The sequence below is a fragment of the Fulverythrobacter ferritrahens genome (assembly GCF_020539485.1).
Classification (GTDB): Bacteria; Pseudomonadota; Alphaproteobacteria; order Sphingomonadales; family Sphingomonadaceae; genus Andeanibacterium; species Andeanibacterium ferritrahens.
Map to the genome: position 1 here is coordinate 127,746 of NZ_JACDXU010000003.1, position 19,266 is coordinate 147,011.

Annotated in this window: 20 protein-coding genes; 7 read left to right on the forward strand and 13 right to left on the reverse strand. The window is 64.0% G+C overall.

Features of this window, described 5'->3' with window-relative positions; translation table 11 throughout:
* Positions 1-51 precede the first annotated feature (51 nt).
* From H0274_RS12680 to H0274_RS12720, 9 genes are all read right to left on the reverse strand, one after another.
* Positions 52-1,053, reverse strand: a complete 1,002-nt coding sequence (locus H0274_RS12680; protein ID WP_226795834.1) for an alcohol dehydrogenase catalytic domain-containing protein — start codon at positions 1,051-1,053, stop codon at positions 52-54.
* Between the two features lie 112 nt (positions 1,054-1,165).
* Positions 1,166-2,284, reverse strand: coding sequence for an NAD(P)-dependent alcohol dehydrogenase (locus H0274_RS12685; RefSeq protein ID WP_226795836.1), 1,119 nt, complete (start codon positions 2,282-2,284; stop codon positions 1,166-1,168).
* A gap of 46 nt (positions 2,285-2,330) precedes the next feature.
* Entirely contained in the window at positions 2,331-3,182 is an 852-nt protein-coding gene (locus tag H0274_RS12690) for an SDR family NAD(P)-dependent oxidoreductase (protein ID WP_226795838.1), read from the reverse strand.
* A 113-nt stretch (positions 3,183-3,295) separates the two neighbouring features.
* Positions 3,296-3,823, reverse strand: a complete 528-nt coding sequence (locus tag H0274_RS12695) for a 2,4'-dihydroxyacetophenone dioxygenase family protein (RefSeq protein WP_226795839.1) — start codon at positions 3,821-3,823, stop codon at positions 3,296-3,298.
* Between the two features lie 26 nt (positions 3,824-3,849).
* A complete protein-coding gene (locus H0274_RS12700) occupies positions 3,850-4,383 on the reverse strand; it encodes a 2,4'-dihydroxyacetophenone dioxygenase family protein (RefSeq protein WP_226795841.1) in 534 nt (177 codons plus the stop codon).
* Positions 4,384-4,446: 63 nt separating this feature from the next.
* On the reverse strand, positions 4,447-6,999 hold the full coding sequence (locus H0274_RS12705; protein ID WP_226795842.1) for a TonB-dependent receptor: 2,553 nt from the start codon (positions 6,997-6,999) through the stop codon (positions 4,447-4,449).
* Positions 7,000-7,360: 361 nt separating this feature from the next.
* Positions 7,361-8,302, reverse strand: a complete 942-nt coding sequence (locus tag H0274_RS12710; RefSeq protein ID WP_226795844.1) for a helix-turn-helix domain-containing protein — start codon at positions 8,300-8,302, stop codon at positions 7,361-7,363.
* A 57-nt stretch (positions 8,303-8,359) separates the two neighbouring features.
* Positions 8,360-9,628 (reverse strand): MFS transporter, encoded by a 1,269-nt coding sequence (locus H0274_RS12715; RefSeq protein WP_226795846.1) that lies wholly within the window; start codon positions 9,626-9,628, stop codon positions 8,360-8,362.
* Between the two features lie 57 nt (positions 9,629-9,685).
* On the reverse strand, positions 9,686-10,231 hold the full coding sequence (locus tag H0274_RS12720; protein ID WP_226795848.1) for a VOC family protein: 546 nt from the start codon (positions 10,229-10,231) through the stop codon (positions 9,686-9,688).
* Between the two features lie 166 nt (positions 10,232-10,397).
* On the opposite strand from H0274_RS12720, the gene H0274_RS12725 reads away from it, so the two are divergent.
* From H0274_RS12725 to H0274_RS12740, 4 genes are all read left to right on the forward strand, one after another.
* Complete coding sequence (locus H0274_RS12725) at positions 10,398-11,153, forward strand: class II aldolase/adducin family protein (protein ID WP_226795849.1); 756 nt, start codon at positions 10,398-10,400, stop codon at positions 11,151-11,153.
* 40 nt (positions 11,154-11,193) lie between these two features.
* Positions 11,194-11,745, forward strand: coding sequence for a (2Fe-2S)-binding protein (locus tag H0274_RS12730; RefSeq protein ID WP_226795850.1), 552 nt, complete (start codon positions 11,194-11,196; stop codon positions 11,743-11,745).
* 5 nt (positions 11,746-11,750) lie between these two features.
* Positions 11,751-12,095 (forward strand): arsenate reductase (glutaredoxin), encoded by a 345-nt coding sequence (arsC, locus tag H0274_RS12735; protein WP_226795851.1) that lies wholly within the window; start codon positions 11,751-11,753, stop codon positions 12,093-12,095.
* Positions 12,096-12,235: 140 nt separating this feature from the next.
* Entirely contained in the window at positions 12,236-12,871 is a 636-nt protein-coding gene (locus H0274_RS12740; RefSeq protein ID WP_226795853.1) for a class I SAM-dependent methyltransferase, read from the forward strand.
* A 72-nt stretch (positions 12,872-12,943) separates the two neighbouring features.
* On the opposite strand, the gene H0274_RS12745 is transcribed toward H0274_RS12740, so the two are convergent.
* Positions 12,944-13,792 carry a hypothetical protein gene (locus tag H0274_RS12745; RefSeq protein ID WP_226795854.1) on the reverse strand — a complete coding sequence of 283 codons (849 nt, stop codon included), beginning with the start codon at positions 13,790-13,792 and terminating at the stop codon, positions 12,944-12,946.
* A gap of 64 nt (positions 13,793-13,856) precedes the next feature.
* Here H0274_RS12745 and lipB point away from each other — a divergent pair, with 64 nt between their 5' ends.
* Complete coding sequence (lipB, locus tag H0274_RS12750) at positions 13,857-14,534, forward strand: lipoyl(octanoyl) transferase LipB (RefSeq protein WP_226795855.1); 678 nt, start codon at positions 13,857-13,859, stop codon at positions 14,532-14,534.
* Complete coding sequence (locus H0274_RS12755) at positions 14,531-14,845, forward strand: hypothetical protein (RefSeq protein WP_226795857.1); 315 nt, start codon at positions 14,531-14,533, stop codon at positions 14,843-14,845. Before lipB ends, H0274_RS12755 begins: the two co-directional genes overlap by 4 nt.
* A gap of 43 nt (positions 14,846-14,888) precedes the next feature.
* Here H0274_RS12755 and H0274_RS12760 read toward each other — a convergent pair whose 3' ends face one another.
* The 3 genes from H0274_RS12760 to H0274_RS12770 are packed head-to-tail and all read right to left on the reverse strand — an operon-like array spanning position 14,889 to position 17,746.
* Positions 14,889-15,800 carry an HpcH/HpaI aldolase/citrate lyase family protein gene (locus H0274_RS12760; protein ID WP_226795858.1) on the reverse strand — a complete coding sequence of 304 codons (912 nt, stop codon included), beginning with the start codon at positions 15,798-15,800 and terminating at the stop codon, positions 14,889-14,891.
* A 34-nt stretch (positions 15,801-15,834) separates the two neighbouring features.
* Positions 15,835-16,824 (reverse strand): quinolinate synthase NadA, encoded by a 990-nt coding sequence (gene nadA / locus H0274_RS12765; protein WP_226795860.1) that lies wholly within the window; start codon positions 16,822-16,824, stop codon positions 15,835-15,837.
* A gap of 40 nt (positions 16,825-16,864) precedes the next feature.
* Positions 16,865-17,746: an MBL fold metallo-hydrolase gene (locus H0274_RS12770; RefSeq protein WP_226796156.1), complete on the reverse strand. Its 882-nt coding sequence runs from the start codon at positions 17,744-17,746 to the stop codon at positions 16,865-16,867.
* Between the two features lie 25 nt (positions 17,747-17,771).
* Here H0274_RS12770 and glpK point away from each other — a divergent pair, with 25 nt between their 5' ends.
* Entirely contained in the window at positions 17,772-19,259 is a 1,488-nt protein-coding gene (gene glpK, locus H0274_RS12775; protein WP_226795861.1) for a glycerol kinase GlpK, read from the forward strand.
* Positions 19,260-19,266: the final 7 nt, after the last annotated feature.

Here is a 19,266-nt window from a genome sequence, read left to right on the forward strand (position 1 = left end):
GCTTTTGCTGAAACCAGCCTGAGCCCGCCAAAAAGTCTCAGCCGGAGAATCTCAGGGCGCGATCAGCACCTTGCACTGGCTGGTGCGCTGGCGGAGACTTTCGAACACGTCCGGCGTTTCGGTCAGCGTGATCGTGTCGGTCACCAGCAGGCGCGGTTCCATGGCACCCTGGTGCAGTGCATCGAGCGCGGCTTCGTATTCCTGGCGGGTAAAGAAGGCGCTGGTGACAAGCCGCACCTGTTTGGACAGCATGGCGAAGGTGTTCAGCGTATCGGGCTTCGTGCAGAGGCCCAGCAGCACGATGGTGCCATCGTTGCGCACCTGGCTGACGCCCTGCTGGATCAGGCCGGGAAGCCCCACGCATTCAAACACCACATCCGCCTTGCCGCTCAGCGCCCGTTCCGCCCCGCCGATGGGATCGGCAGGATCGACCACGAAGATGTCCGCCCCCATGTCCAGTGCGCGGTCCTGCTGGTGCGTTGCGATGTCCTGCACCGCCACTTTCGCCGCGCCATAACGCTTGGCCCAGAAGGCTACGGCCAGCCCGATGGGCCCCGCGCCCAGCACCAGCACCTTGTCACCCGTCTGCATGCCAGACAGATTGACGCCGTGCAGCGCCACTGCCAGCGGCTCCACGATGGCGCCATCGGCGAGGGAAAGCTCGCCCGGCAGCTTCACGCACTGGTTGGGGCGTGTGACGGCATATTCGGCATAGCCGCCGCCCTGCAGGCCGAACTTCTCGCACCATTGCACGGTGCCCTTGCGGCAGTGTTCGCATTCCCCGCAGCTTTTCAACGGAATGACCGAGACGAGATCGCCTGCCTTCAGCCCCTGCGTTCCGGTGCCGAGTGCCACTACTTCGCCCGCGAATTCATGACCCAGCACATCGCCATGGCGGCAGCCATAGGCGGCATCTTCCGTCATGTGCAGGTCGCTGCCGCAAATGCCGCAGCGGCCCACTTTCACCACCACTTCGCCCGCGCCCGGCGTGGGATCGGCAATGTTCTCAAAGGCGAGGGGCTTGTGAAGGCCCTGGAAGGTGACGGCTTTCATTGTTTAATCCTGTTTCGTCATCGCGAGCGGAGCAAGCGATCCAGGGCAGCGTTGTGCCGCCCTGGATTGCTGCGGGCCTGCGGCCCTCGCAATGAGGATCGTTCGTTTCTGGTCACTCCGCCGAAATGCGCAGCACCGGCTTCACCACCTTGCCGCTTTCGCTGGCATGGATGGCTTCGTTGATTTCGCTGAAGTCGAAATAGCCGATCAGCTTCTCGAATGGGAAACGGCCCGCCAGATGGTGCTCGATCAGTTCGGGCAGGAACGTGACCAGATCGCTGTCACCGCCCAGAATGCCCATCACCCGGCGCCCGCCGCCCATGAAGGCCGCTTCGTTGAAGGTCAAATTGTCGGCCGGATCGCTGGCGCCCACGATGCCGCAAATGCCCATCGGGGCCAGCAGGTTCCACGCTTCCTGGATCAGGCTGTTGATGCCGGTTGTGTCGAACACATAACCCAGGCCCTGCGGCACGAGTTCGCGGATTTTGCCGAAAGCGTCGTCGCGCCCGTTAAAGGCGTGAGTGGCGCCCAGTTCCTTCGCCAGAGTGAGGCGTTCATCGTTCACGTCCACCGCGATGATCGGGTTCGCGCCCGCGATCTTCGCCGCCATGATCGCGGCCATGCCCACGGTGCCGGTACCGAATACGGCAATCGGCATGCCCGCACGCACCTTCATGGCGCGCAGCACGGCACCCGCGCCGGTCATCAAGCCGCAGCCGATGGGGGCCAGTCGCTCCAGCGGCAGGGCGGTGGCGCTTTCCGGCACTTTCACCACATTGCGCTGATGCGCGATGGCATGGGTGGCAAAGCTCGACTGGCCGAAGAAATTGGCGTTCATCGGCTTGCCGTCCATGAACATGGTGGGCGTGCCGTCGGGGCGCACGCCCGACCAGTTTTCCGGGAAGAAATTGTAGCAATAGGTGGGGGCGTGCACATCGCAGCTGGGGCAATGGCCGCAGCTGTTGAAGCTCATCACCACCCGGTCGCCCGGCTTCGCCACGGTTACGGCGCTGCCGACTTCCTCGACGATGCCCGCGCCTTCATGGCCCAGCACCACCGGCAGGGGAACCGGCAGCTGTTCGTCGCGCACCGCCATATCGGTGTGGCACACGCCGCAGGCGACGATGCGGATGCGCAACTCGTCAGGGCGCAGATCGTCAAGCGTGACGTTCTCGATCGAGAAGGGAACGGAATTGCCGCGACAGATTGCGGCCTGTGCTTGGGTAGTCATGTCTTTCCTCTCATTCGCGCCGGTCCCGCTCTCCCGATCAGGCCGCTCAGTCGCTGAGCGGCTTGATCGGACCGAGCTGCATGCCGCCATCAATCATTACATGGCTGCCCGTCATGTAGCTCCCCGCATCGGACGCAAGCAACAGGGCAAGCGGCTTGATCTGGTAAGTTTCTGCCATGCGACCCAGCGGGCACAATTCATCCCACGCCTTCTTGGCCGCCGGGTTCTTCTTCACCCAGCCATCGCCGATATTGGTGACGAAGGGGCCGGGCGCGATGGCGTTCACGCGGATGCCGTATGCGGCCAGTTCGAAGGCGGCATGGCGCATGAAGTGCTTCACGCCTGCCTTGGCCGCCATATAGGGAACGCCCACGATGGCCTCGTTCACTTCCGCCGCGTTGGAACTGGTGATGACGATCGAGCCGCCCCGGCGCCCGGAAAGCTGCTCGTTCTGCTTCATTACCCGCGCAGCCTCGCGCACGGTATGGAACACGCCGTTGAGATTGATGCCGATGGATTTGTACCAGGCCTGCGGATCGTAAACGTCAATCTGGCCTGCGGGATTGCGCTTGCCCTCCGGCGTCCAGAAACCGTTGCCGACATCCAGCCCGGCATTGGCGAAGGCGATGTCGCAGCCATTATAGGTGGCGGCGTGATCGTCGAAGGCGGCGGCGACTTCCTCCAGCTTCGAGACGTCGCATTTCGCGGCGCGCGCCTCATAGCCTGCATCGCGCAGGCGGGCAGCTTCGCGTTCCGCGCCGTCACGGTCGATATCGGTCAGCGTCACGCGCGCCCCGGCTTCGGCCATGCATTCCGCATAGGCCAGGCCAATGCCGCTGGCCGCGCCGGTGACGAGGGCCGAACGGCCGCGAATATCGAACTGGTCGAGTGTCTTCATGGAATATGTCCTCTCCCCCTTAATCGTCATCCCGGCGAAAGCCGGTATCGCTGGCGGCGCGTCTGTCCGGCTGCCAGCGGTCCCGGATCACGTCCGGGACGACGCCTTAAGGCTTACAGATAGAGCTTGGGATTAATGGCGATGCCCTGCTCTTTGCAGTAGCTTTCGTAGTGGTTCATCATCCACCACACATCGACCGTTTCGATGAAATTGGCATCCGCATCGTAGAATTCGATGGGCCCCGTCATCCAGCCGAACAGCTTGCAGCCTTCGGGGTGGTCGGTGACGAGGGTGTGGCTTTCGCCCGGAACTTCCAGGATCAGCCCGCCCGGCGTGCCCACCCAGTCATATTCCAGATAGCGGACCGAACCGGTGATGCAGACCATGGTCACCGTGCCGCGATGCAGGTGAGTGCCAATGGTGCCGGGACCCTTCATCCAGAGGATGTTGGAATAGGTGTTGGTGCGCACATCGAAGGAAAGATGCTTGATCGCCGCGCTCTCGCCGAAGGGCACCCATGGGCTGTCCGCATCGCTTTCCATGTCGATGTAGCGCCCGCCGGGGGAGCGATCCTCCACCAGCCTGCGGTAGTTGAAAGGTACATCCACGATCTTCTGCACGGTGGACGGGGGGGCTTTCATCACGCTTGCCATTGTCTGGATTCCTCTCAGCGGATCAGGCTGTCGAGATAATCGGCGGGAATGCCGACCTTCTCGTAATGGGCGCGGGCATCGCGCATGTAATCGAACACGTCATAATGGCCGATGGTCTTGCCATCCTCGTCCAGCCACATCAGCGGGCCCGAAACGACGAAGAACACGCGCATCGGATCGGGATGGTCATAGGCGACCAGCGTGTGGCTCTCGCCCGGCGTCTCATAGATGAAATCGCCTGCCGTGGCGGTCCAGCTATGCTCCAGATAGCCCCACTTGCCGCTGATCGTGTAGGCCCAGATCGGCTGGGGGTGATAGTGGCGGTTCACCAGCCCCGGACCGCTGGAATAGAGCACGTCGGCCCACATGTTGCGGGTGGGGCTGATCCATACGGGCTTGGAGCTGACCGTCTCGCTCATCGGCACCCAGTAACGCGGGTCGCCCTCGGCGATTTTCGGCATATAGGATTCGGGTGCCGCGCCCGGACGGAACGCCTCGGGGATCGGCTTGATATCTTTCCAGAATTCTGAGGTCGCGGCTTCTGCCATCTGTCCATCTCCCAAAATAGAAGGGGGCCACCATAGCGGCCCCCTCCAAATTCGTCGCGCGGCTTAGAAATTGAAGCCGACGCGGACATACCATTCGCGGGGCCGGCTGTAGGTGCCGTAGATCACGCCGCCGGCGATCTGGGCCTGACCGGTGACGAGATAGCGCTCGTCGGTCAGGTTGGTGGCGCCCACGGTGAGATCCCAATTGGCATCGTCCGGACGATAGGTCGCGCTGGCATTCACGATGTCGGTGGCCGGGCGCATCAGCAGGATGGTCCCTTCCGTATCGTTGCGCATGCTGGTGGTGTGGGTCCAGTCGCCCAGCAGGACGAGCGAACCGTTGCCCACCGGCAGTTCCAGACGCGGCGAGATGTTGATCTTCCAGTCCGGAGCCTTGGGCAGGTCCGCACCCGCGAACACGCCCAGCTGGAACGGGTTGGCGGCAACCTGTGCCGGGCCGGCCACGTCGGTGTAATAGGCATCGAGATAGCCGATCGACGCGGTGATCTGGAAATTGTCGGTCGGGGCGGCAACTGCCTCGACTTCGAAGCCCTTGATCCGCGCATCGCCCGCATTCTGCACGGTCGGCGAGACGCCTTCCTGGAAGTTGAGCTGGATGCCGTTATATTCGGTGCTGAAGGCCGCGGCATTCAGCTGCAGGCGACGGTCGATCAGGGTCGACTTCACACCCACTTCCCAGGTCTCCGCCTTTTCCTCGCCGAAGGTCGGCGCGGTGGGCAGCGGGTTGGAAAGGCGAGTGGTCCAGCCGCCCGTCTTGTAGCCCTGGCTGAACGAACCATAGAGCATCACGTCGTCGGTAGGATAGACCTGCACGCCGGCCTTGAACGAGAAGTTCTCGAACTCCTGATCCTTCGGCAAGAGCGGATAGTAACGGAACGGCTCGCTCGGGATCGGGAAGCCGACCTCGGTGGCGCATTCCTGCGTCGGGATGCCCGCAGGCGTCAGGTCCATGCAGTTGAACAGCTTGTAGTTGAAGCCGTTCACGTCCGACTGGGCGCCGACATAGGTCTTGTCTTCACGCGTCCAGCGGCCGCCCAGGGTAAAGCCGATCAGGTCGCTGACGCGCCAGTCGAGCTGGCCGAAGCCGGCATAGGCAGTGGTGTCGACATCGCCTGGACCGTCGACCTGCAGCAGGCCGCCGGCGAAGGTCACATAGTCGTGAAGCTTGCCCTTTTCGTTGAAGACGTAGCCGCCCAGAACGAAGTTGAGGTTGCCGTCCATCGCCGAGCCGGTCAGCTGGAGTTCCTGGCTCCACTGTTCCTGATTGACCGAGAAGCTGGTCTGCAGGATCGGCAGGGGCGAGTTGTCGAGGTCGACGCCCGCGGCGAAGTCGAGCTTGCGCCACGACGAGATCGACTTCAGCATGACGTTGTCGGTCAGGTCGAGTTCGAGGTCGAGGCCGACGCCGCCCTGGTTCAGCTTGGAGAAGTTGTTGCCGGTGGCCCAGCTCTCGTCGATGTCCTGGCTCACCCAGCGACTGTCGTAAGGTGCGACATCGTTGAGCGGATCGGCATCGACATTGCGGCTGCCGAGGCCCGCAAGCGAGAGATAGCCTCCAGTGCTGGAACGCGGTCCGCATAGGTTCTGGGCGTTGCGCGCGGCGATTTCGTCAGGCGTGGCGCCGATACAGAAATTGTAGAGACCGGCGAACAGGAAGCCCGAATTGCCGGTGACCACGTCAAGCCCGGTGCCGGGGATGTTGTTTTCCGCAAGGCCTGCGAAGGGCCCGGAAATCGGGGTAACGGCCAGCACCGTATTGGCGGTGGAATCCTGATCGACCTTGGTGAAGTCGCCCGACAGGGTGGCGCGGAAGGTGCTGCCATTATCCCAGTGCAGCTTGCCGCGCAGGCTCCAGGTATCGTCGCCGCCCTGACGCGAGCCGCTCTGATAGCCGGAGGCCGGGAACAGTTCCCAGGAATCGAAATCGCCCGCATCGCCATCATAGGCGACGCGCTTCTGGTAGCCCTGGCGGTTGAGCATGCTGAAGGCCAGCGAGGAGCTGAGGCCTTCGGTGATCGGCAGTTCGACCATGCCGCGCACCTGCATGCGCTCGAAGCTGCCCACGGTGACGTCGCCGGTGACGCGGAACTTGTCGCCGGGGTTCTTGGTCACGATCGAGATCGCGCCGCCCACGGAGTTACGGCCGAACAGCGTGCCCTGCGGGCCCTTGAGCACTTCGATGCGCTCCACGTCCAGCAGGTCCTGGTTCGCGCCGATCGAGCGGCCCAGATAGACGCCGTCGAGATAGACGCCCACGGCCGGGTCGATGTTGAAGGCGAAGTCGCTGGAACCGATGCCGCGGATCGTGGCGCCCAGTACTGCGCTGGAACCCGAGAACGGGGTCGATGCGTCAAGCGTGACGTTGGGGGTGATGCCGGAAAGAGCGGCCACGCTGCCCACCGCGCGTTCCTGCAGCGAGGTAGCGTCGAAGGCGCTGATCGCGATCGGCACGTCCTGAACGTCTTCGGCGCGCTTCTGCGCGGTGACGACGATTTCGCGGATGCCGCCCTGATCTTCGGCGCCCGCATCCTGTGCAAAGGCCGGGGTGGCCAGGGCCGCTGCAAGTACGGCCAGGGATACCGGTGCAAGTCTCATGCTGAACTCCCAATAGATGTTGTTGTTACTGAGGCAGATTGCCCACCCCCCAGACTTGAGAATTTACCACGCGCCAAATTGTGCCGCCTGCACTGGGGCGCAGACGACTGGGAGAGAGACGCAAGCGCGCCAGCGTTGCCAATTTGCAACGGATGGATATTGGGGGCGGACTATCGGGGTAGGGCTTGAGAGCTGAGAGCCTTCCAACCGCCGTTCGTCCTGAGCCTGTCGAAGGACGCGCGCAGGTGTTGGTCCGAGAGGTTACCGAATGTCAGTGCAACGCCCATTGGTCAGGCACTGACGCCCTTGAGGTTTCGCAACCACTGTTCTGTTCCCCCCCCCGCGAGCGTGCCTTCCGGAATCACTGCCCCAGCCGCCAGTTGCGCGGCGAGGCGCCGAATTTCTGGCGGAAGCAGCGGGTGAAATAGCCTGCATCGGTGAAACCGTGGTCGAAGGCGATCTCGGTCACGCTGGCGGCGGGATCGGCCATCAGCCGTTCGGCCGCGCGGGCCAGGCGCCGGTCCAGCACATAGCCCATCGGCGTCGTGCCGATAGCGGCGAAGAGGTTCTGGACCGAGCGGACCGACAGGTCGAGCTCGTCCGCGATGCTGGTGGTGCGCAATTCGGGATTGGGCAGTTCGGTTTCGATATAGGCCTTGGCCCGCGCCAGCAGGGCCTGCCCGTGCGGCGCGCGGGAGCTATCGCCCAGGTTGCGATCCGACCCTCTGATGGCGGCGGCGGCCAGATCGTAGAACACCGTGTTCATGCCCGGTTCCCACGAATCCTCCTGCAGCAGGCGCCCGCCCTGCCGCCACAGAGAGAGCAGAAAATCGTAGAAGATGCGCCCGGCGGCCGATGCGCCGCAGATGCGCCCGGCGACGATGTCGTCCAGCGCCGCCACCCGCTCGGCCAGTGGGGCCTTGGGGAATTCGATCACCAGCAGTTCATGCGCGGAGAGATCGAAGGAATAGGGCTTGTGCGAGGAACCGATCGAGAAGTCTCCCGGTTCAAGGCTGGCGTCACAGCCCTGCTGCCGGAAGCGGCTGGTGCCCCGGCATTGCAGGTGGAGAATGAGATGTTCCTCGGTCCGGTCGATCCCGCGCCGGCCGACGGCGGCCTGCTGCGAGGTCGTGCGGATCATGTTCAGTTCGCCCATGCCCCAATGCCACATCTCGCCCGCAAATTGCGGTCCTTCGGCATTGACATAGGTGCCGCTGAACACCTCGTCCGCGATCACGTTCCAATAGCGTAGCCGGTCACCCGGCGCGACGCCGGATGTGGTGAACTTCTGCAATAAGCCCATGACCGGTCTCTCTTTCTCCTCCCGTCCCGTTAGGCGCCCGTCCCGTCAGGCGCGCGTTCAGGCGTGAGCCGGCTTGTTCCCGCGCCGTGCCAGCACGGCTGGAGCCGTCTCCTTCAGGCCCATGGCGATGAACCCGCTGATCACTGCCAGCCCCATCATCAGCCACAGGAAACTGTCCTTGCCCGCAATATCGTTCAGCGCGCCAGCCACTACCGGGCCGAACACGCCGCCCAGCACTTCGCAGCTGCCCATGGCGAGGCCGAGCACGGTGGCATGGTGGCGCTGGTCGAAAGTTTCCGAAGGGATGGTCGCCATGAAGATCGGGAAGATCCCGTTCACGGCCCAGCCCACGAAGAAGATCGCCGCCAGCATCGTAGCGCTGCCGGTGAAATACATTGCCGCCAGCGGGCCGACCACCGACAGGAAGGGCAGGATCACCATCACCGGCTTGCGCCCGATCATGTCGGACAGGCCGGAAATGACGATGGAATAGATCGCCGCGGCAATGCCAAGCGCGCCCATCACCCAGCTCATCGTGGTCGGGTCCATGCCTTTCACCTGCACCAGGTAATTCGGCATGAAGGCCCAGGTGATGACGAAGTGAGCCACCAGCAGAACGCCCACGACGACGCAGATCCACATGTTGCGGACCTTCATCGCGTCCATCAGGCCCATCTTGTCGCCCGCTTCTTCCGCAGCAGGGGCAGGGGCCATCTCGGGTTCGCGCAGGGTCAGCCAGATGAGGCCGGCAGAAAGCAGGCCCGGCACGGCGGCCAGATAGAAGGCTTCGCGCCAGCTGAAGACAGTGGCGAAGGCCACCAGCACCACTGGGGCGAGGAAGCTGCCCAGCAGGTTGGAACCCAGGTTCTGCGCCACGCCCTGCGCCAGCCCGCGCCGCTTGGGGTCGACTTCGGATGCCACCATCGCATGACTGATCGGCATGACCCCGCCTTCGGCCGCGCCCATCAGCAGGCGGGCGGCGAACAGGAAGACGAAGCTGGTCGCAATGCCCGACAGGAAGGAGCAGAGCGAGAAGGCGACGGTGGAGGCGATCAGCAGCAGCTTGCGCTTACCCAGGCTGTCGGACAGCTTTCCGACGAAGAAGGCGGCGATAGCCCAGCTGAAGCTGAGGCCGCCCGCCAGCAGGCCAATCTGTGTATCGGACAATTGCAGATCGGGCTGCACGAAGGGCATCAGCGCGTTCAGCGCCTGCCGATCGAAGAACACGATCCCGAAATTGAGGCTCAGCAGGAATACCAGCAGGAACTGATAGGCTGGCGAATTCTTCATCCAGTTCCCCTGTGCGGGGGCGACGACAGGCTGCATTCGAGTTCTCCCACCCGCGATCTTTTCGCCGCGGATTTTATGTATGCGAACTTGGTATCAGAGGAACGAGCGCACGGGATCGCTGCCGTCCCAGCCCTGCGAGGCCTTGAAGAAGCGCGTGAAGGTTTCGTCCATGCCCGGCGTCACCGGCAGCAGTTCGAGGAAACCCCACTGCGCGCCCGTGCCGTTATCCAGATAGACCACTTCGCCGCCTGTGGGCACAGAAGCGCGGAAAGCTTCGTGATATCCGCGCTTCTGGTAGTCGAGGCTGGCCGCGTCCACATCCGCGCAGGCAATGCCGAAATGGTGGAAGCCATAACCGCGCTTCTCGATCGTTTCCTTGTAGACCGAGGGATTGTTGTCGAGCGGCTGGATCAGCTCGATCAGCATATGCCCGGCAAAGCCCATGGCGATGGTGATGTCCGCCGTCGATTCCGCTCCGCGATAATTCTGGCCGGGGACCAGGAAATTATCGAGAATGAAAAATGGTCCCGCCTTCATATCGGCAATGAAGCGATTGACCGAGGCACGCAGATCTTCAACGACAAAGGCGGTTTGCGCGATTCCGCCCATCGGCTGGCCGTAGCCCAGCGACTTATTCATTACATCCTCCCCAGGAAGCGGGGCGCGGTCTTGTTGAGCCGCTTGATTCCCGCGATTGGCCGGTCATGGCTTGCCATCCGCCGCGACAAAGTCAACATGCTGTGCACCTTGAGGCACCGCTGCCCGCCATGCGACAGAGAGCGGGACGCCATCCATGGAGAGGATCATGGCCACACAATTGAAGCACAAGCCGGAATGCAGCGAGGCGGAATGGAAGGCCCGGCAGGACCTTGCCGCGGCCTATCGCATTTTCGACCATCTCGGCTGGTGCGAATCCATCTACAACCATATCACCCTGCGCGTGCCGGATGAGGACGCGTTCCTGATCAACCCGTTCGGCCTGCTATGGTCGGAAGTCACCGCGTCCAATCTCGTGAAGGTGGATAGCGAGGGCAACAAGCTCGACGGCAGCCCGCATTGGGTGAATCTGGCGGGCTTCACGCAGCATTCGGTATTTCACAAGGAACTGCCCTGGGCCCATGCCATCGTCCACACGCATACGCCCGATACGATGGCGGTGTGTTCCAGCGAGGAAGGGCTGACGCCGACCAATTTCTATTCCTGCTTCTTCGAAGGCGCGATCGGCTATCACGATTTCGAAGGCATCACCGTGCGCGGCGAGGAAGGCGAGCGGCTGCTGCGCAATCTGGGCAATCACCGCATTCTGATGCTGCGCAATCACGGCCCGGTGGTGATGGGGGAAACCCTGCCCGAGATGTTCCTCAAATATTACATGCTGCAGCGCGCCTGCGAAATTCAGGTGAAGACGGCCTCGCTCGGCAATCCGATCCGCGTGCCCCCCGAAGTGATCGAGGTCCATCAGCAGGATCGCGACAAGATGCTGACGGCGGCCTTCGGGGTGCTCGATTTCGAAGCGTGGAAGCGAAAGATCGACAAGATCGATCCCAGCTGGCGCGAATAGGGGCTGGCGGAGGGCGGCCGGGACAGGGTAAGGCGCGGCTATGTCGCGCATGACCGTCAACGGCCGCCCGGTCCAGTTCGATATCGATCCGGAAACGCCGCTGCTGTGGGCGCTGCGGGATGCGGCGAACCTTACGGGCACGAAATTTGGTTGCGGCGCGGGCGATTGCGGCGCCTGCATGGTGATCGTGGATGGGGAGGCGCTGAGAAGCTGCCTCATCACCATTGCCGAGGCGGAAGGCCGCTACATCACCACTATCGAGGGATTGAGCCGGGATCGTTCCCACCCCGTGCAACAGGCACTGGTGGCCGAACAGGCGATCCAGTGCGGTTTCTGCACGCCAGGCATCGTGATGGCCGCCGCCGCCTTGCTCCAGCGAAATGCTGCACCCACAGCAGAGGATATTGCGGCCGCCGTTCCCAATCTGTGCCGCTGCGGGGTCTATCCCCGGCTGGTCAGCGCGATCCAGCGCGCCGGACGGGTGGCCTTGCGGCAGGAAGTGATCAGCGCGGCCCCCGCACCGGGGATCAGCACCGAAGACGCCGCCCGCGCCGTTCCGGCAATGCGGGCAGGAAACAGCGAACAGGAATGACGAGCATGAAGGCCACTATCTGGCACAATCCCAATTGCAGCAAATCGCGCCAGGCGCTGGAAACGCTGCAGAACACTGCGGGGGTGGAACTGGAAGTGATCCAGTATCTCAAGACCCCTCCCAGTGCCGAAAAGCTCGCCCAGCTTTATCGCGATGCCGGCATGGCCGCGCGCGAAGGGCTGCGCCTGCAGGGCACCGACGCGAAGGAGCGCGGGTTGACCGAGGCGGACGATTCCACGGTGATTGCGGCGATGGTCGCGGACCCGAAGCTGATCGAGCGGCCTCTGGTGGAAACGGAAAAGGGGGTTCGCCTGTGCCGTCCGCCAGAAAAAATTAAGGAAATCCTCTGATCGCGCTCACCTTCGGCAGGCTATGCACAACGGCCTGCCGACAAGTCGCGGCATATCCTTGCAAATCGGAGAAGGATTTGCGAACGCCGTGTTACACGAAGCTGGCCCCGGGCGGGGCGTCGCAAGGGTTCTGGGCCTAAATGGCAGGATACGAGCTTACCGGTGAACGCAAGTCCACCAAGCTGAAGCGCAAGATTCGCGAGTTTCTGGGCCCGTGGGGCGTGTTTTTCCAGGGCTTCGTCGAACATCCGGTGATGGTCGGTTCGATCATCCCGTCCTCTCGCTTCACCATCCGCAAGATGCTTGCGCCGGTGGACTGGGACGAGTGCAAGCTGTTCGTCGAATATGGCCCCGGCGTGGGTACCTTCTGCCGCCCGGTGCTGGACCGGCTGCGTCGGGATGCCACGCTGCTGGTGATCGATACCAACCCGCTTTTCATCGACTATCTGAAGCGCACGATCGGCGATTCCCGCTTCATCGCGGTTCACGGATCGGCCGAGGATGTTGAGGAAATCGTCCGCGCGCACGGTCATGACCATGCCGATTACGTGCTGTCGGGCCTGCCTTTCTCCACCCTGCCCGAAGGCGTTGGCCCGCGCATCGCTGCGGCCACGGCGCGGGTTCTCCGGCCGGGCGGCGCGTTCCTGACCTATCAGTTCAGCAATGCGGCGCGGAACCTGACCGCGCAATATTTCAGCCGGATCGACGAAGGGTTCGAGCCGCTGAACATCTTGCCCTGCAAGCTGTGCTGGGGCTGGAAAACGGAAGGCGAATAGCCTTCACGACAAACGCCCCGCCTTGCGACGGGGCGTTTGCACTATCTACATCCTGTAATCAGCAGCCTGTAGTCAGCCAAAGGTCTGTTCGAGGCTACCGGTGGAAGGGCCTGCCAGCTGCCGGTGGACTGCGGCCATCACTCCGGCGAACACCATGGTGAAGCCCGCTCCAATCAGGCCGGAAAACACGCCGCTGACCAGTTGCAGGGCAGTGCCGCTGCCCATCAGCGCGGTGATGAGGCCCACGACCATGCCGATCACCATCGAAATCACGATGAAGACGAGTGCCAGCAGCATGTAATAGCCCAGCAGGCGCACGCTGTTGCCCTTGGTCAGCGTCCAGGACCGCTTGAGGATGGCGATGGGGTTCGTCATCTTCTCGATCGCGATGACCGGCGAGACGAGCGACATCTTCACCATCACATAGATGAACAGGGGGATTGCCGCGAGAATCATGATCGCCGCGATGGCGCCCAGTCCGGCCGCTGCCGGAATGCCGATCAGCAGCACCAGGATCAGCGCGACCGTGAAGCCTGCCAGCAATTGCGCGCCGATATAGGGTAGCAGGCCGATCAGCCCGGTCTTCAGCGCCTCGCCCACAGTGGGCTTGCGATCGTCGCGCAGCAGGGCCAGCAGGGCGATGAAGCCCACGGCCTGCACCAGCGCGGCCACGACCAGCGCCACCATCGCGCCAGGCGGCAAGGCGGCCTGCAACTGGCTCTCCAGTTCGGCCAGCACCTGCCCGACATCCTCGGATGGAGCCCTGTTTTGCGGCACCATGGTTTCGGTAGCCGGCATCAGCAGCGACGAGGCAAGGCTGGGCAGGAAGAAGAAAACCCCGGCCACAATCAGCATCACTTCGCGATTGGCCGAGATCATCGCCGTGGCATCGCGCCAGGCGCGGCTCATGTCGAAGCGCATTACAATTCCCCTCTTTGCTCCAAGGCTCTTGATAAACCCGCCATCTATCCCCACGCAATCGCGCATGGCGGATAATTTGCCCAAATCGAGCGAGCGGCCCATCGAATGGCGGATCGGGCAGGGACAGGTTCCCTATCGCGAGGCGCTGGCCGAGCAGGAGCGACGCAATGCCGCGATTGCCGCCGACACCGAGGCCGAGCTGATCTGGCTGCTGGAGCATCCGCCGGTCTACACCGCGGGGACCAGCGCCGATGCCTCCGACCTGATCGACCCGCGCTTCGATGTGGTGGAGACGGGGAGGGGCGGGCGCTACACCTATCACGGGCCGGGCCAGCGCGTGGGCTATGTCCTGCTGGACCTTTCCCGCCGGGGCAGGGATGTGCGCCGCTTCGTGCATGGGCTGGAAAACTGGGTGATTGCCACACTGGGGGATTTCGGCGTGGAAGCCTGGGCCGTGCCGGACCGGGTGGGCATCTGGACCCGCGATATTGACGGTGCCGAAGCGAAGATCGGAGCCATAGGGGTGCGCGTGCGTCGCTGGGTGACGATGCATGGCTTTGCTGTGAATCTCGATCCGGACCTTACCCATTTCGGCGGGATCGTGCCCTGCGGCATCGCGGATTATGGCGTAACCTCGCTCGCGCGGCTCGGCGTAGCGGTTGCGCAAGAGGCATGGGATGAGGCATTGCAGCGCCGCGTGGGCGAATTCCTCGCCGCGCTGAGTGAGAGTGAGGCTGCATGAGCGCCGCAAATGTTCTTCGCCCGATTTGGCTGGCCCCCGCCTTGCTGGCAGCCCCCGCGCTGTTGCTGGCCGCCTGCGGTTCGGAAAAGAACAAGGATGATCGCACTGCTTCCGGGCAGGTGCTGCAAGGCTCCATCAGCGACGAGATGCTGCCGCTCGAAACCGTCACTTCCAAGCCGCCGCTGATCCGAGAAAGCTCCGGCGGCGGCCCCGGCGCCGCTGCCAGCGAGGAGGCAGGCGAGGATGCGGAGGCGCTGGACGCACAGCAGCCGGTGGTCCCGGCGGCGCCCAGCGAAGCAGTGGCGGAATAATCCCCGAATGTGAGCCCCTGCCTGCGCAGGGCTTCCGGGCGAATTACTCGGCCAGCCCCAGCAAGCGCTTCGCCTGGGCGAGATGGGGTGGCTCGATCATCCGTCCGTTCAGAGACAGCGCGCCCGCGCCGGGATTGACGGCAAAGGCATTCACGATTGCGTGGGCATGGGCCACTTCCGCTTCGGTGGGGCTGAAGGCGGTATTGATCACCGGCACCTGATCGGGATGGATCGCCAGCATCCCGTGGAAGCCGTCCGCGCGGGATGCGGCGGCGATGGAGGCCAGCCCTGCAAGGTCGCGGAAATCGGAATGGAGTGTGTCCACTGCCAGCACGCCCGCCGCATGGGCCGTGACGAGGGCTGTGGCGCGCACCATCCGCAGGGCGTCGGTCCATTCGCCCGCTCCGCCATGGGCATTGCCAGCCCGCTTGCGTGTGGCGTTGAGCGCGGTTGAAAGATCCTCCGCCCCCCAGGTCAGCCCGGCAAGGCGCGGCAGTTCGGAATTGGCGCTGGCGGCGGCATAGGCAGGAATGGCCAGTGCGGCGGCGGGCGTTTCGCCCACCAGCGGCATGATCCGCGTGCTGCCGATGGGCAGACCGTGGCGCTGCTCGCATTCGTAAAGCTCGGCGCTCAGCTGGCGCAGATCGTCAGGGCCGGAACATTTGGGCAGCACAATGCCGCTGGGCGCGCCCGCCATGACGACATCCAGATCGCCGCGCCACCAATCGGTCCTCAGCCCATTGATCCGCACCCAATGGGCCTGTTCGGGGCCTTCGGTAATGCGGTGGCGGTGGATTTGCAGCCATTCCGCCGCCATGCGCCGCGCGGCAGGCTTCGCTTCGGAAGCGACCGCATCTTCCAGATCCACAATTACCACATCGGCCCCGCACAAGGGTGCCTTGGCCAGCTTGCGCTCGCTATCGCCCGGTACGAACAACCATGATCGTTTGGGCATGCCGGGGCTCCCGCTTGAGGTCAGGGGTCTGGGGTCAGTCCCGCGCCCCGAGATCGCCCTTGCCCACCGTGCCGCTGGCCATCTCCAGCATCCGGTCGAGGCTGGCCTTGGCCTTCAGGCGCAGGCCTTCCTCGATTTCGATGCGGGGCTCCAAATCGCGCAGGGCGACGTAGAGCTTCTCCAGCGTGTTGAGCGCCATGTAGGGGCAGATGTTGCAGTTGCAGTTGCCGTCCGCGCCGGGGGCCCCAATGAAAGTCTTCTCGGGCAGCGCCTTCTGCATCTGGTGGATGATGTGCGGCTCGGTCGCCACGATAAGCGTATCGCCGGAAAATTCCTGCGCGAATTTGAGGATGCCGCTGGTGGAGCCGACATAATCGGCATGATCGATGATGGAAGGCGGGCATTCCGGATGCGCGGCAACGGGCGCGCCGGGATGCTGGGCCTTGAGCTTCATCAGCTCTGTCTCGCTGAACGCCTCGTGCACGATGCACACGCCCGGCCACAGCAGCATTTCGCGGTTGAACTTGCGGCTGAGATAACCGCCAAGGTGCCGGTCAGGCCCGAAGATGATCTTCTGTTCGGGCGGAATCTGCGCAAGGATCGTCTCGGCGCTGGACGAGGTGACGATAATGTCGCTGAGCGCCTTCACCTCGGTCGAACAGTTGATGTAGGTCAGCGCGATGTGATCGGGATGCGCCTCGCGGAAGGCCTTGAACTTTTCCGGCGGGCAGGAATCCTCAAGGCTGCAACCGGCATCCATGTCGGGCAGCACCACGATCTTTTCAGGGGAAAGGATCTTGGCCGTATCGGCCATGAACTTCACGCCGCAAAAGGCGATCACTTCCGCATCGGTGGCGGCGGCCTTGCGGCTCAGCTCCAGGCTGTCGCCCACGAAATCGGCGAGATCCTGAATCTCGGGCCGCTGATAATAATGGGCCAGGATCACGGCCTTGCGTTCCTTGCGCAGGCGGTTGATCTCTTCGATCAGGTCGGTTCCGGCGGGCAGTTTGGTTTCGACGGTCATGCTATCTCCTGCGGCCGATATAGCGAGGTGAGAGAGGATTTCACGCGCTGATTGCCCAGATATCGTCATTGCGGGCCACGCGGCCCTGGCGTTCCAGTTCCAGCAGATGGGCCAGCACCGATTGCCCGGCGGCGGTCCACAGCCTTTCATCCACGCCCTTGTACATGCGCGGGACCAGATCGGTGACGCGCTGCGGGGCCTCGCCCAGCAGCTTCACGATCTGCCGTTCGCGCTGGCGGCGATGGCCGATCATGCCGCGCACCAGCTGGCGCGGCCTCTCCACCGCCGGGCCATGGGCTGGGTAATAGATGCGATCCTGCCGTGCGTAGAGCTTTTCCAGGCTGGCCATGTAATCGGCCATGTCGCCATCGGGCGGCACCACTACGCTGGTGGACCAGCCCATCACATGATCGCCGGTGAACAGTGCGCCGCCTTCCTCCAGCGCGTAGCACAAATGATTGGAGGTATGGCCGGGCGTGGCGACGGCGGTGAGTGTCCAATCGGGGCCGGAAACCTGCTCTCCATCCGTCAACACTCGGTGCGGGGCATAGGCACGGTCGAACGGGGCATCCACGCGCGGCTCCCCGCTTTCGATCACCAGCGGCGCGCAACCGACTATCTCTGCCCCGGTCCGCGCGGCGAGCGGCGCGGCGCCGGGCGAATGATCGCGGTGAGTGTGCGTGCATAGAATGGCCGAGACCTTTGCACCGCCAATCGCGCGTTCCAGCGCGGCGAGATGGTCCGCATTGTCCGGCCCCGGATCGATCACTGCCAGAGTGCCTTGCGCGCCCACCAGATAGGTCTGCGTGCCGGTATAGGTATAGGGCGAGCCATTGGGCGCAAGCACACGGCGCACGAGAGGTTCGATCTGTTCGGCATCGCCGGTTGGCCAGGGTTGCGGGGGCAGGGGCATGGGCCGCATATGGGGCAGGCGAGAGAGGATTGCCATGACCGAACGCTTCATCCTGGTGCTGGACGAGGGGACGACTTCCACTCGCGCCATGCTGTTCGCGCCCGATGGTGCCATCCATGGCACGGCGCAGCGCGAGTTGACGCAGCATTATCCCGCGCCGGGCAGGGTGGAGCACGATCCCGCCGAGATATGGGAGCACACGCTGATCTGCGGGCGAGAGATGGTGGAGCGGGCGGGCGGGGCTGACCGGATCGCGGCCATCGGCATCACCAACCAGCGTGAAACGGTGGTCGCGTGGGATCGCGTTTCGGGTGAGCCGCTGGCTCGCGCGGTCGTCTGGCAGGATCGGCGCACGGCTGAGGCTTGCGCCGCCCTGCGCGCGGTGGGGCACGAGCCTTTCGTGCAGGAGGCGACCGGGCTGCTGCTCGATCCGTATTTTTCCGCCACCAAGATGCGCTGGCTGCTGGAGCATGAACCGGCCGTGGCCGAAGCGGCGCGGGCCGGGCGGCTGGCGCTGGGGACGGTGGAAAGCTGGCTGGTATTCAGGCTGACCGGCGGCGCCCATGTCACCGATGCCACCAATGCCAGCCGCACCTTGCTGCTGCCGCTGGCAGGCGCTGGCTGGGATGCGGGGCTGTGCGACCTGTTCGGCGTGCCCATCACCGCGCTGGGCGAAGTGGTAGGCAATGCAGGCGAAGTTGGCTGGACGCTGCCCGAATGGTTCGGCGCCCCGATCCCTATCGCGGGTATGGCGGGTGATCAGCAATCCGCCACGATCGGGCAGGGCTGCCTTGCGCCGGGCGATACCAAGGCAACTTATGGCACGGGGGCCTTCGTCCTTTCCAATACCGGCCGAACTTTGCCGCGTTCGGACCATCGCCTGCTTGGCACGGTGCTGTATCAACTGGGGGATGAGCGGACCTATGCCGTGGAGGGTTCCGTCTTCGTGGCGGGGAGCCTCGTCAAATGGCTGCGTGACCGGCTGGGGCTGATTTCCAGCGCAGATGAAACCGAGGCCCTGGCACGCGAAGTGGACCATAGCGGCGGGGTGGTGATCGTGCCTGCCCATACCGGCCTTGGCGCGCCCTGGTGGGAGCCGGAGGCGAGGGGCATCATCACCGGCCTCAGCTTCGCCAGCGGCAAGGCGGAAATCGCCCGCGCCGCGCTGGAGGCGATGGCGCACCAGACGCATGACCTGGCCAGGGCCTTTGCCGCCGATGGCGCGCCCTGGCAGTCGCTGCGGATTGACGGTGGGATGAGCGTCAATGACTGGATGGCGCAGGACGTTGCCGATTTGCTGGGCATTGCGGTGGAACGGCCGGAAATGGTGGAAACCACCGCACTGGGCGCGGCGATGCTGGCGGGCGTGGGCGCGGGGTTGTTCGGATCGCTGGACGATGCCGCCGCAGCCATGCGCGGCGGTTCTGTACGCTTCGATCCCGTGATGCTGCAGGATGTGCGGGCCGAAAGGCTGGAGCGCTGGCGCCGGGCACTGGCGGCAGTGCGGGCCAGTTCGGTTTAGGCGTTCA